The 12,484-nt window shown below is 57.0% G+C and carries 10 protein-coding genes, 1 tRNA gene and 1 other RNA gene; 2 read left to right on the top strand and 10 right to left on the bottom strand.

The features are described 5' to 3' along the window. Positions 1–20: 20 nt before the first annotated feature. Both N909_RS0114940 and N909_RS0114935 read left to right on the top strand, forming a co-directional pair. Entirely contained in the window at positions 21–218 is a 198-nt protein-coding gene (locus tag N909_RS0114940; protein WP_029916530.1) for a hypothetical protein, read from the top strand. A 45-nt stretch (positions 219–263) separates the two neighbouring features. Continuing rightward, a complete protein-coding gene (locus N909_RS0114935; RefSeq protein WP_029916527.1) occupies positions 264–629 on the top strand; it encodes a translation initiation factor Sui1 in 366 nt (121 codons plus the stop codon). 38 nt (positions 630–667) lie between these two features. Here the strand turns inward: N909_RS0114935 and N909_RS0114930 are convergent, their stop codons facing one another. From N909_RS0114930 to N909_RS0114890, 10 genes are all read right to left on the bottom strand, one after another. Then, a complete protein-coding gene (locus N909_RS0114930) occupies positions 668–1,783 on the bottom strand; it encodes a hypothetical protein (RefSeq protein ID WP_051689799.1) in 1,116 nt (371 codons plus the stop codon). A gap of 12 nt (positions 1,784–1,795) precedes the next feature. Then, positions 1,796–2,821 (bottom strand): LOG family protein, encoded by a 1,026-nt coding sequence (locus N909_RS0114925; RefSeq protein WP_029916523.1) that lies wholly within the window; start codon positions 2,819–2,821, stop codon positions 1,796–1,798. Positions 2,822–2,843: 22 nt separating this feature from the next. After that, positions 2,844–3,392 (bottom strand): hypothetical protein, encoded by a 549-nt coding sequence (locus tag N909_RS24750; protein ID WP_155005949.1) that lies wholly within the window; start codon positions 3,390–3,392, stop codon positions 2,844–2,846. A 174-nt stretch (positions 3,393–3,566) separates the two neighbouring features. Further along, positions 3,567–3,967: RNase P RNA component class A (rnpB, locus tag N909_RS24830), an RNA gene on the bottom strand. 14 nt (positions 3,968–3,981) lie between these two features. Next, complete coding sequence (locus N909_RS0114915; protein ID WP_162179126.1) at positions 3,982–4,680, bottom strand: zinc ribbon domain-containing protein; 699 nt, start codon at positions 4,678–4,680, stop codon at positions 3,982–3,984. Positions 4,681–4,726: 46 nt separating this feature from the next. Next, positions 4,727–5,860 (bottom strand): Nif3-like dinuclear metal center hexameric protein, encoded by a 1,134-nt coding sequence (locus N909_RS0114910; protein WP_029916516.1) that lies wholly within the window; start codon positions 5,858–5,860, stop codon positions 4,727–4,729. Between the two features lie 207 nt (positions 5,861–6,067). Next, positions 6,068–6,144: transfer RNA gene (locus N909_RS0114905), tRNA-Ile, on the bottom strand. Positions 6,145–6,244: 100 nt separating this feature from the next. Then, positions 6,245–7,990 carry an RNA polymerase sigma factor RpoD gene (rpoD, locus tag N909_RS0114900; RefSeq protein ID WP_029916514.1) on the bottom strand — a complete coding sequence of 582 codons (1,746 nt, stop codon included), beginning with the start codon at positions 7,988–7,990 and terminating at the stop codon, positions 6,245–6,247. A gap of 244 nt (positions 7,991–8,234) precedes the next feature. After that, on the bottom strand, positions 8,235–10,112 hold the full coding sequence (gene dnaG / locus N909_RS23915) for a DNA primase (protein ID WP_051689797.1): 1,878 nt from the start codon (positions 10,110–10,112) through the stop codon (positions 8,235–8,237). After that, entirely contained in the window at positions 10,109–12,478 is a 2,370-nt protein-coding gene (locus tag N909_RS0114890) for an endonuclease MutS2 (RefSeq protein WP_029916510.1), read from the bottom strand. The genes dnaG and N909_RS0114890 overlap by 4 nt, the downstream gene beginning before the upstream one ends. Positions 12,479–12,484: the final 6 nt, after the last annotated feature.

Here is a 12,484-nt window from a genome sequence, read left to right as displayed (position 1 = left end):
TCATCTACGGATCAACCACTATGGCCGAAGAAAAATCACCCTGGATGTGTCACATTTGCGACTATCGCTCCACCATCGGCGAAGGCCTGGTTTGCAGTGAGTGTTATAAAATCACCTGTCGCAACCATATCACCACCACCAGCGTCCTTAACCGGGAGAACGGGCTTTATGAGCTCAAATTGATCTGCGTCGAATGCCATTTCAAAAAATCCCTATAAGTGGCAAACACAACCGATCAAGAAAATATCAGTCAGGAAAAAAGAATGACAAACAACAACAGCAGGCTGGTCTATTCCGATGAACCGGGACGGGTCTGTCCATCCTGCCAGCAACCGATCAAACAGTGCCGCTGCAGTAAGGGGAAACCGTCAGGTGGCACTCCGCCAGCCGATGGCATCGTCCGCATTCAACGTGAGACCAAAGGCCGCAAAGGCAAAGGGGTCACCCTGATCAGTGGCGTGCCCTTGCCGGACCAGGAATTGAAAGAACTGGCCAAGGCCCTCAAGCAACGCTGCGGTACCGGCGGCACCATCAAGAACGGGATCATTGAGATCCAGGGGGATCACCGCGACCTGTTGCTGAACCTGCTTCAGGAACGCGGTTGGAAAGTCAAAAAAGCCGGCGGCTAAGCCCATCGAAAAAGGCCCGCCCCGGCCAGAAAAACCTATCAGCGCAGGCGGACCGGAGCGAAGCCGCCCCCTTCCGTCCGCAAATTGGTGACTTGCCCCTGGTACAGCCGGGCACCGATTCCCAGCAGTCGATCCCGATAAACATACAGCCGGATATCGCTTTTGTATTCTTCCCCACCAGGGCCTTCTTGAATCGCCGGGAGAATCACCTGCTGGACCAGGGTGTCCTGCGGGTCGAGTTCGGCAAAACGCTTTCGCGACACGCTCTTCCCCATGAGAACCCCCTTGGCGCCGAAACTGGCCACCGGCTTAAAGATATAGTTCTTGCGCTGGTCCCAGACGTCATCCGTAGCAAAGTCAGCCAGCAACCGGGTTTGCGGAACCATCTGCAACAAGAGTTCCCGCTCTTTAGGTTCCAGTTGCAAGGGTTGCAGGGCTTGGGCATCAGACCACAGGATCATCCGCCTTTTATCTGCGAGCAGGCCATAGGCGAAAGGATTCGGGGAAAGGCAGACACTCCGCCCCAGATAAGCCTCTTTCAGACCGGCCATGGCCGCGGTCTCCAGATAGAAATCGCAATGGCGATTGTACACGAGGTCAATTCTGCGGCCGCCCAGAAATACCCCGGCGGCGGTTGCCTGCAACTGTTGCGGGGCCACCACCTCAGTGGCGATCCCCTGCCCTTGCAGCCAATCGCGATAAGCGATCATCTCTTCATACAGCGCCTGTTCTTCCGGATCTTCATCAACAATAGCAACCGTGGCCAAGGGACTGTTGCCGCCGCTGAAGTCATGCCACTCCTGCAGGAAACTGCTGCGCAGGCGTTCCTCAAAGCGCGCAAAATTGATCCCCGGGGAGCTTGCCACCGCCGCTTTTTCACTTAACCATGAGATATAGCCACCGCCGGCATTGGTGTTGACCTCGATCAGGCGTGGTCCATCTTCACTCAGATGAAAATCATACCCCATCATTAACGAACCATGCCCGGGATCAACCCGAGCGATCTCCGGAAGGTCCGGAAAAACCAGTTGCCGATAATCCGGGTTCTGGCTGAGTCGATACAGGCAGTGCGCCAGTTGCAGCATGGCACGCAGTTCCTGGCGGGACAAATTAACGATGATCCGGCTGAAGCGAAGCTCGGTTTCAACGTGCATGACTTCCCCTTCTTAAAATGAATTGATTCTGCGGATAAAGGATTTCAGCAAGCCGTAACTGCGCCGGTTGAACTGCAGACAGAGTCGCGACAGATGTTTCAGGTCCGGCTCATCATACTCCTCGGGCAACGCATCGGTCAGCCGCATGCCGCCGCCCGGGGCCAGAATTTCACTGAACTCACTGGCCAGAATCTGCAGCTGCTCCGGCTCCAGGGACTTATTCATCCGGATCACCAGGTTGTTGCCGACAAACCGCATCGAATGATAGTTGCGATAGAATTCATCAATGATCCCCACCGCCTCTTCGACATCCCGGGTAATGGAAAACAGGGCAAAATCCTCACCGGAGATCAAGCCCCGCTTGAGCAGACTACCGCGGACAAATTCCAGCCAGTCTTCCCAGTAACCGTTTTCGTCATCAATCATCACCAGCGGAATCGGCGGGTTCTTGCCGGTCTGAATCAAAGTCATGATCTCCATGGCTTCATCCAGAGTCCCGAAGCCACCGGGGAACAACGCAACGGCATGAGCTTCTTTGAGAAAGGCGACTTTGCGATTGAAAAAATATTTATAGGTAATGACCTTCTTGTCCTTGTTCATCACCGGGTTGGTGTCCTGTTCAAAAGGCAGGCGGATATTCACGGCGAAGGAATTTTCCGCGCCGGCGCCTTCATTTCCGGCCTGCATGATGCCGGGGCCACCGCCGGTGATCACCATATAGTTCCGTTCCGCCAGGCGCCGGGTAAAGGCGACACACTTTTGATAAATCGGTTCATTGACCCCGGTCCTGGCACTACCGAAAACAGTCACTTTCTTGTGGTGACGATAGGGGCCAAAAACCTTGTTGGTATAGCGCATCTCTTTCATGGTGGTGCGCATCAACTTGAGATCCGCCAGGTAATTGTTTTCCTGTCCGGCCTTCAGGGCACCGATAATTATTTCACGGATGATTTCAGGGTGATGAACAGCCGACTTGTTCATGAGCAGGTCAATGAGCTCATCGATTTCACCATTGTGTCGGGAAAAACTTAATGCCATGGTCGCTTCCTTAGCCTCAAAATCAGGCAGATGTCCGTTTAACGCTGAAAAAAGACCGTCCGTCCAGCCGCTGCTCCTGCAACAGCAGGCCGGTCATTGCCGCGCCGAGGTAACGCTGGGCGAATTCAAAATAAAGTGCCCGCAGTTGCGCTTCCAGAGCATAGAAGCGCTCCAGTTCGGCGGCTGACAATTCGGTCTCAATTCTATCACAGACAAAACTGATGCAGTTATAAGGACGCTGCGCCACCGCCAATAGACAGCCGCTTGGCCCGAGAAAAGGGCAAGTTTGGGAAAAGTCTGCCGTGGGTGGCACACGATCTTCCCTGATGAATCCAAGCAGGTTGACCAGGGTCATATGATTGTGCCCTTGACTGCAGCATTCACCGGCGCAATCGCGGCAACTCTGCACACCGTCCGCGCCATCAAACAGCTGCTGCAGCTGCCGCTGCAACTCCTCAATGCGGTCAAGCCGCACGCCGATCCAGTTTTTTTCGGAATCGGGCAAAGTACGATATTCGGCAGCAACCCGGGCCACAATCTGCGGCCAGCGCGATGTTCTGGTTTTGTCCATGAAAAAGAAGCCTGTCAGCTGCAACAAAAACTTCCGGCCCAAATCGGACCGGCCGCTCAACATCACGCGCCACCGGTGAGGCAATCTACAGCGGCCCGACGTTTGAGTATCATTGCTGCAATCTCAAAAAAATAACGGCAGCATGAAACGATTTTCACGCTGCCGGAATAAACTGGTCAAAGAAGGCCGTAAGCCGGGTTCTGTGCTTTTTTCCGGTTACCCGAAAAAAAGTGACGATCATTCATCTAGGACCACCGTCGCCGATGGCCTCAAGCAACCTGACCCGGGAACTTCGAACGGACCGCCCTCAAGCGTTCCCCTATTTGGTCTTGCTCCGGATGGGGTTTACCGAGCACCCGACGTCACCGCCGGATCTGGTGAGCTCTTACCTCACCCTTTCACCCTTATCCGCCGCGGCTCAATGAGCTGAGGCGGACGGTCTTCTCTCTGTGGCACTTTCCCTGGGGTCACCCCCGGTTCCCGTTAAGAACCATCCTGTCCTGCGGAGCCCGGACTTTCCTCCCCCCACGTCCACTCAAAGAGCTTCGGCAGGCAGCGATCATCTGTCCTTCTTCAACCAGCGTTGTTCTTAAGCGCTCTGTTCGACGTAGAGAATCCGGTTGCAGTGCGGGCAGGTCTGGATCTCGGTCACTTGCAGCAACTGGTTGTACTGCTGGGGCGGCAGCTGCATGTTACAACCCGTACAGGCGCCATTATGAGCCAACGCCAAAGCCAGTCCACCGCGGCGTTTGAACAGGTTATGATATTTGCGCAACAGCCCGGTCGGCAATTCGGCAGCGACCGATTCACGCGCCTGGGTCCGTTTCAGCAGGACCGCCTCCGACTCATCCAGCAAGGAGCCGAGTTCCGCTCCGCGAGCTTCGGACTTTTCCTTGATCGCGCCGAGTTCATCCTGTTTTTCCTTCAGGTCATCGACCAGGACACTGATTTCCTGCTGCTTACCCTGTAGCTGCTCTTCCAGATCCTTGTTGGCCTTTTTGGCCATGTCAATTTCCTTCAGCACCGCGACGTACTCTTTCTGGGTCTGAATCTCCGGCAGACGCGCTTCCACCTTGGCGACATTGTCACGCTGTTTCTGCAGCTCCTGCTGAAGTTGGCCTTCCTCCTGTTTAAGTTGCGCCACTTCTTCATTGAGCTGATCAACCATCTCCTGGACTTTGGCCGCATCTGCCTGAAAAGAATCCAACTCGGCCTGATAGCCCTGGCGAGTGGCCTCGATAGCACTGATTTCCTGATCGATCTCCTGAAGATCCTTTAACAGGTTCATCTTGTTCTGCACCTTTTCAACCTCCATCAAACACTGGGTTAGACAGTCAGAAAACCGCGACGAAAGGGTCTTGTTCCGCTGTCATTTCTATAATTTCTATGTCGAATTGGCTTTCCTCACAAAGGCGCCGCAAACGCCTGGAAAGGCCTCCTATCATTAACCGTTCAGTTGCAAAATGCCCGGCATCAATCAAAGCGACACCCTCCGCCCGGGCCCGCTGGGCATCATGAAATTTGACATCCCCCGTCACCAGGCAATCGGCACCCTGGCGTTGGGCATCAGCGAACACCGCCATCCCGCTGCCGCCGCACACGGCGATCTTCTCAAGCTGCGCCTCGGGATCGCCGACCAGGCGCAGTGCATCTGCCTGCAGAGCCTCCTTGACCTGCGCCGCAAACGCCCCCAGTGACAGCGGCATCGGCAAGCGACCGATACGCCCAAGCCCCACCTGCTGATCCGGATTGGCCAAGGGGATCACATCGTAAGCCACCTCTTCGTAAGGATGAGCTTTGCGCATGCCCTGCAGTACTTTTGCCAGCAGTGGCTTCGCCACCAGTGTTTCCAAACGCAATTCCTCGACGGCTTCCTGACGACCCGGTTGTCCGATAACCGGATGGCTGCTGTCATTACCGCGAAAAGTTCCCGTGCCGAGCACCCGGAACGAACAGCGATCATAAGCGCCGATCTGCCCTGCCCCGGCCGCAAAAAGCTCCTCCATGACCGCCTGCTCATATCCCAGCGGGACATACACAACCAATTTGACAAAGCCGTCGGTCGCGGGGGCTTCGAGGGGGGTAACGGCGGTCAGCTGCAAAGCGTCTGCGAGCCAGTCGTTCAGTCCGTCAGCCGCCCGGTCAAGGTTGGTGTGGGCACTGGCGATGGCGATATTGTTCTTGATGGCGGAGAAAAGAATCCGCCCGGTGGCATCGCTTGGGGAGACTCTTTTGAGTGGGCGAAAAATAACTGGATGATGGGAAATGATGAGCTGCGCGCCGATTTTTTCTGCTTCCCGCAGAGCCGGTTCTTCAGCGTCGAGGCAGATCAAAACTTTGGTGACCGGCGCCGTATGATCACCCACCTGCAGGCCGACATTGTCCCAATCCTCGGCCAAAAGCGGTGAACAAAGCTTGTTGAGGAGACCGACAACATCAGCAACACGGGCGGTTTTCGCTTTTGCCATTGCCGTTATCCCACAAAAAGAAAGAGTGCACCGGTTTTTCGGTACACTCTTTGGTTTTCAGTTCTCTGCCCGTCTGGCTGCAGCTTGCGTTCGTTACACATCCCCATTGCTTTACCCCCCGGGAATGTTAACCGTATCAAACAGAAATTTTTGTTCAACCTTAAAGCCTGTTTTTTCAACTGCGGACGCACCGCGGACATTTTAATATGGTGGGCCCACCAGGACTCGAACCTGGGACCAGCCGGTTATGAGCCGGCGGCTCTAACCAACTGAGCTATAGGCCCCTTCACAAGGGATTAAGAATAAGTAAAGTCGGCGCCGCTTGTCAAGCGTAATTTCACCCATTTATCCCTTTTGGGGCGCCGCCGGACAGACGGCGCCCGCTCAGTCGATGGCCGCGAATCCCTTGAGCCGTTTTGCCCGGCTGGGATGGCGCAGTTTGCGCAAAGCTTTGGCTTCGATTTGCCTGATCCGCTCCCGGGTCACGTTGAAGTCCTGGCCGACTTCCTCCAGGGTATGATCGGACTTTTCTCCGATCCCGAAACGCATCCGCAGCACCTTTTCCTCGCGCGGCGTCAACGATGACAGCACGCGAGCGGTCTGGTCCGACAGGTTGCCCTTGATGACCGCCTCGAGGGGTGACACCACGCCCTTGTCTTCGATGAAATCACCGAGGGAAGAATCTTCTTCTTCACCGATCGGCGTTTCCAGACTGATCGGTTCCTTGGCAATCTTGAGCACCCGGCGGACTTTGTCCAGAGGCAGATCCATCCGTTCGGCGATTTCTTCGGGAGTCGGCTCGCGGCCACACTCCTGAACCAGCTGCCGGGTGGTGCGAATCAGCTTGTTGATGGTTTCGATCATATGCACCGGGATCCGAATCGTTCTGGCCTGATCGGCAATGGCCCGGGTGATCGCCTGGCGGATCCACCAGGTGGCATAGGTCGAGAATTTATAGCCGCGCCGATATTCAAATTTATCGACCGCCTTCATCAGGCCAATGTTCCCTTCCTGGATCAGATCCAGGAACTGCAGCCCTCGATTGGTGTACTTTTTGGCAATGGACACCACCAATCTCAGGTTGGCCTCGATCAATTCCGTTTTGGCCTTCTTGGCGATCCATTCCCCCTTGTAAACTTCTTTGAGGTATTCAAGCAGCTCATTGGGTTCGAAGCCCGATTCTTCCTTGACCCGTTTAAATTTACGTTCCGCCGCCTGCAGGCGCTTCTCCACCGAAAGCAACACATCGCCGGCCACATCGAGTTCGCCGGCCACGGCCAGGGCTTCTTCCTCGCTGGTGCGCATGCGGGTCAGATAGCCGCTGATTTCCGCATGGGGTCGATTGACCTTTTGCTCGCAGTCACCGATTTCAGCCTGCCCCTTTTTGACCTGATTGCCCATTTCCTTGAGCCGGTCGACAATTTTGGCAACCTGAAAATCCTTGAGCCGAACCTGACGCAATAGCTCCAGGACCTGCTCACGGGTGTCGGCTTGTTGCTTCTCAAGCTTTTCGAGCTTTTTCGCTGCCGGCTCCTGCTGCAATTCAGCCTGGATCTCTTTCATCTTCTGATCCAGCGGCCGCAATTCCTCCAACAACCCCATCAGTCGCTCACGCTGCCGTCCTTCTGCTTCGCCGCCTTCTTCATCGTCATAATCGCGGGTAATATCGGAGACCCCGATCTGCCCCTTTTCCAGCTTCTCCAGCAGCGACAGGACTTCCCGCGCGGCGATCGGTGTCCGCATGACCACCTTGGTGACCAGGGCGTCACCCTCTTCGATCCGTTTGGCGATTTCAACTTCGCCTTCCCGGGTCAGCAGCGCAACCTGCCCCATTTCGCGCAGATACATTCTGACCGGGTCACTGGTCCTGCCGAGAGTTCCCGCTTCAAGTTCGACCTCGCCCTCATCCTCGTCATCCAGATCTTCATCTTTGGAGGAACTGACCTTACTGTCAGAATCAACGATCTCGATATCCATCTCGCCGAACATGCTCATGACATCTTCAAGTTGCTCAGAAGACACCATATTGGCCGGCAGCATGTCATTGACCTCATCATAGGTCAGGAAACCCTTTTCCTTGCCTATGTCAATAAGCTGTTGAACCTCTTCCTGATTTGTCTTTTTTGCCATTATGACCTGATCTCCCCTGCTTTTTATGCAGTCCTTTTTGTGGTGCCTGAGCTCCGACTCTGAGCAATGGCTTCCGTCATGGTCAATCTCAATGCATCATCGTTGTCTGCGCGGCGTACCCAAGACGCCTCCGCACAATATCATTGATTTTCAGACCGTTATCGGACAACCGCTGGCGGAGTCGAAACTCATCAAGCGGCACCGGACTGCGTCCGGTGCCTCACTCCATTGTTAAGTGTAACCGCTACTTAAGATTTTTAAACTCCTCGAGTAAATCTTTCATCTGCTCGTATCGGCCGTCCTGTTCCAATTGCCGGATCCGGCCTAGCAACTCTTCGCGCTGCTGTTTGCGCTGGTCGCGCTTGATCGCAGCCAGACAATCCTTGAAGAGATGCTCACTGCTTTCCGCAAACTGTTCCTTGTCTAACTTGATCAGCCGCTGAACCAGAGTGCTCTGCGCGTCGTTCAGACGCTCCTGCAAAACACTGATCTCCACCGGATGCTCTCCAGCCAGGGCCAGAACCTGTTCCGCAACCGCAACCGCATCCGGATGATTGAACAGACTCGCACCACCGGCCGCGGCGATACTTTCAGCCGGCACCAGGTTCTGAATCAATAAACTCAGCAAAGTTTGCTCAATTCTGCTGAGCATGGGACCCGGCGCGGGCGTCTGGCGCGGGCGCTGCTGCTGCCACCTCGGTTCCGCTGACAGCTCCGGCGGCGGTTCCGGCAAGGCATACTCCGGTGGCGGCGGAACCGCCTCGTACCGCTCGGCGGGGCGATGCGCCGGTACGCTTCGGGGCACGGGGCGCTGTGCAACCCGCTGCTGGCAGCGGATTCTGATCTGTTTCAGCAAGTCCAGCTCGATGCCACTGCGCTCAGCCAGCTTTTTCAGGTAGAGATCCTGCTCCAGCTCACTGCTCAGGGCGCTGATCCGTTCAACAATCTGCTCTGCGGCACGAGCTTTGAACTCGACCCCGTCGCCCGCTTCGGCCAGCCGGTCGTCCATGAACATGTCCATGGCCGGCCGTGCGGCGGCAAGTCGGGTCTGAAAAGCATCTCCCCCCTGCCGCTGCAAAAAAGAATCGGGATCGTCCCCGCTCGGCAGTTCAATGACCATGGCCGGAACACCCTCTTCCTGCAAGACACCCATCGCCTTGAAAGTCGCCTGGCGGCCGGCAGCATCCTGATCAAACAGCAACATCGCCCGCTGCACGTAACGCTTGAGAATATGAGCATGATCCACGGTCAAAGCCGTACCACAGGTGGCGACCACCTGGGGAAAGCCTGCCCGTTGCAGGGCCAGCTGGTCGAAATAGCCTTCGACCAGCAGAACTTCACCGCTCTGGCGCATGGCCTGGCGCGCCTGATAAAGACCGAACAGCACCTTCCCTTTGTGGTAAATCGGTGATTCCGGCGAGTTCATGTATTTTGGTTTAGTGTCATCCAGCACCCGCCCGGCAAAGGCAACCACCCGACCATTGAGATCATGAATCGGGAAAATCAGCCGGCCACGAAACAGATCATAATCACCGCGATCCTGTTTGCTCGGCCGGATCAGGCCGAGGGTACGGATGTCTTCCGCGGCCAAGCCCTTTTTTTCCAGGTGCTGACGCAAATCATCCCAACTGTCCAAGGCGTAACCGAGCTGATATTCGCCCGCGGCCTTACGACCATAACCACGCTCTTTCAGGTAGCGCCGGGCCGGCTCACCGGCCGGATGCTCCATCAGCAGCTGGTGAAAATATTCCGCGGCGACGTCGTTGACCTGAAACAGTCGATCACGCTGTTGACGCTGCAGTTCCTCTTCGGGGGAGAGGCTTTTCTCTTCCAACTCGATACCAACCCGATCGGCCAGCCGCCGAACCGCATCGGGAAAGGCCAGTCCTTCGATTCTCATCAGAAAGGAGAAGACATCGCCCCCGACTCCGCAGCCGAAACAATGAAAAAACTGCCGCGCAGCATTGACGCTGAAGGACGGCGACTTTTCCGAATGGAAGGGGCACAAGCCCATATGGTTGGCCCCCGATCGTTTGAGGCTGACATATTGCGATACCAGCTCGACAATATCTGTCCGCTCCCGCACTTCACCGATCTTGGTTTCCGAAATCTGTCCCGTCATCGTCCGTTCAATTCAGCGATGGTAATATTTTCCCCGCCCTGTTCCGCCGGGGCCGCATAAAATGCCACCACCCCGGCCTCTCCGGCCAGATATTCCCTGACCGCCCGCCGCAAGCGCCCAGTGCCTGAACCATGCACGATTTCGACCTGCTGCAGATTGTAAAGCAGGGCGTCGTCAATAAAACGTCCCAGCTGCAACAGGGCATCATCGACCCGCTGACCGACCAGCTTGAGCTGCGAACTGACCTGGCGCTCGGCCACTTTGCGGGTCACCTGCCCGGAGGCGGTCTGGGCCTCGACAAAGCGCCGCGGAGAAAATTGTTCCAAGGCCCGTAACGGTTGGCGCATCCGCTTGCCACTGACATCCAACTCAATGCTGCCAGTACCGGCCTTGACCACCCGGGCGGTGCAGCCAAGAGCGACGATTTTCACCAGTTCACCAACCTGAAGCTGTTCCGGGACCACGGTGGACAGCTTGCGCCGGGGGCGAAACGGCTGCAACGCGTCCCGGGCTTCGCTCAATTGTTCGCGGTCACTGACCGCCTGCTGCGGAGCGACCGTTCCCGGCTGACGCTTGCGCAGCTGTTTGAGCCGGGCCTCGGTGGTGCGGATCAGCTCCTCAGCCTGGCCACTGGCCCGATCGAGAATTTTCCGGCGTTCTGCCTTGAGCCGCTGCAATTGCTGCTTGCGCAATTCCTGGGTCGTCTCCGCCTGCAGCCGAGCCTGCCGCAGCTGGTCGAGTTCCTGGTCCAGTTCCTGTTGCCGTTCGTTCAAACGGACCAACAGAGCATTTTGATCCAGTTCCTGACTCCCCAGATAAGCCGCGGCATGATCAAGAACCTCTCGCGGCAATCCCAGCCGCCGCGCGGTGGTCAACGCACTACTGGCCCCCGGAATGCCATAGCGGATCCGGTAAGTCGGCAGCAAGGTTTCCGGATCAAACTCGACCGCCGCATTATTGATGCCGGGCCGGCTGTGGGCAAACAGCTTCAATTGCCCCAGGTGAGTCGTCAGCAACGTCTTGGCGCCCTGCCGGCCCAGCTGATCGACCACCGCCTGCACCAGCGCGGCGCCCTCGGCCGGATCGGTCCCGGAGCCGGCTTCGTCAAGCAGGACCAGGGTTTCAGCATCGGCCGCGGCGAGGATCTCGCGAATCTTCAACAGATGCCCGGAAAATGTCGAAATACTCTGGGCGATACTCTGCTCATCACCGATATCGACATGAAGCTGCTGATACGGATGAACCCGGCTGTCCGGGTGGCAGGGGATATGCAGCCCGGAGCGGAGCATCAACAGCAGCAACCCCAAGGTCTTCAAGGCAACCGACTTGCCGCCCGTGTTCGGCCCGCTGATCACCAGCGCATGACAATCCTCCGGGATCAGCAGATCGATGGCTACCGCAGCGGCCGGGTCAAAACGTCCGTCCTTTTCCAAGAGCAAGGGATGCCTGACCTGCTTAAGCTCAATCAGCGATTCGTCGCTCAGCTCCGGTCGGCAGCCCTGGTAAGCGCGGGACAGCCGCGCGGCGGCAAAGCGCAGATCGATCCGCGCCAGGCTCTGCTGATTGAGCAGCAGTTGCGAACTCTCCCGTCGCACCAGATCAGCCAGCTGCAGGAGAATACGGCGCTCTTCCCGCTGTTCTTCCCGTAGCAGCTGCTGGAGCTGGTTGTTCCCTTCAAAAACCTTGGCCGGCTCCAGGTAGAGGGTTTGTCCGCTGGCCGACTCATCCTGAACAAAGCCCTTGACCCGGCCGCGGCAATCGCTTTTCAGCGGCACCACGTAGCGGCCGTTGCGAATGGTCACCAGCCGTTCCTGGAAACAGCTGCCACTGTGCTCATCGGTCAACAACTGATCGAGCTGCTGCTTGATCCGCTGCCGCAGCTGGCGGATCCGGTAGCGCAGGTCACCAAGTTCAAAGGAAGCACTGTCAAGCAGTTCTCCCCGGCTGCCGATGGAATCACGCAGGCGCCGTTGCAGCTCGGCAGGGATTTCAATCCGCTCGGCCCAGGCGCTCAGTGCCGGCGCCTCCGGCTGCTGTCCGAACCAGTGCCGGCAGTCCGCCATCACCAGCAGAGACTGACCGATCTTGAGCAGATCCTCGGCGGCAATCAGCCGTCCGGCGGCTTGCCCGGCGGCTAGAATCTCCTCCAACGCCCAGCACCCGCCAAGCGTCGGGGCCTGGCCCGTGCAGAGCAGCAGAGCCGCTTCATCCACCTCGTCAAGCGCTGCGACAACTTGTCCCAAATCAGCCAGCGGCAGCAGTGCTGCAGCTTCTCGGCAGCCCGGTTCAGACTGGGTCTGTCCAGCCAGGAGGCGTTTCAACTGTGGGTATTCGAGCCTCTGCAGTGCATTCTCGGAACAAATCATTATCAG

The organism is Pelobacter seleniigenes DSM 18267 (genome assembly GCF_000711225.1).
In the GTDB taxonomy this organism is placed as follows: Bacteria; Desulfobacterota; Desulfuromonadia; order Desulfuromonadales; family Geopsychrobacteraceae; genus Seleniibacterium; species Seleniibacterium seleniigenes.
This window is presented reverse-complemented; position numbering and strand designations above follow the sequence as displayed.

Excerpts from the sequence above, each read along its gene's own strand:
- N909_RS0114890 (WP_029916510.1), bottom strand. The coding sequence starts at position 12,478 with ATGATTTGTTCCGAGAATGCACTGCAGAGGCTCGAATACCCACAGTTG.
- N909_RS0114940 (WP_029916530.1), top strand. The coding sequence starts at position 21 with ATGGCCGAAGAAAAATCACCCTGGATGTGTCACATTTGCGACTATCGC.
- N909_RS24750 (WP_155005949.1), bottom strand. The coding sequence starts at position 3,392 with ATGGACAAAACCAGAACATCGCGCTGGCCGCAGATTGTGGCCCGGGTT.
- N909_RS0114930 (WP_051689799.1), bottom strand. The coding sequence starts at position 1,783 with ATGCACGTTGAAACCGAGCTTCGCTTCAGCCGGATCATCGTTAATTTG.
- N909_RS0114910 (WP_029916516.1), bottom strand. The coding sequence starts at position 5,860 with ATGGCAAAAGCGAAAACCGCCCGTGTTGCTGATGTTGTCGGTCTCCTC.
- N909_RS0114935 (WP_029916527.1), top strand. The coding sequence starts at position 264 with ATGACAAACAACAACAGCAGGCTGGTCTATTCCGATGAACCGGGACGG.
- rpoD (WP_029916514.1), bottom strand. The coding sequence starts at position 7,990 with ATGGCAAAAAAGACAAATCAGGAAGAGGTTCAACAGCTTATTGACATA.
- dnaG (WP_051689797.1), bottom strand. The coding sequence starts at position 10,112 with ATGACGGGACAGATTTCGGAAACCAAGATCGGTGAAGTGCGGGAGCGG.
- N909_RS0114915 (WP_162179126.1), bottom strand. The coding sequence starts at position 4,680 with ATGAACCTGTTAAAGGATCTTCAGGAGATCGATCAGGAAATCAGTGCT.
- N909_RS0114925 (WP_029916523.1), bottom strand. The coding sequence starts at position 2,821 with ATGGCATTAAGTTTTTCCCGACACAATGGTGAAATCGATGAGCTCATT.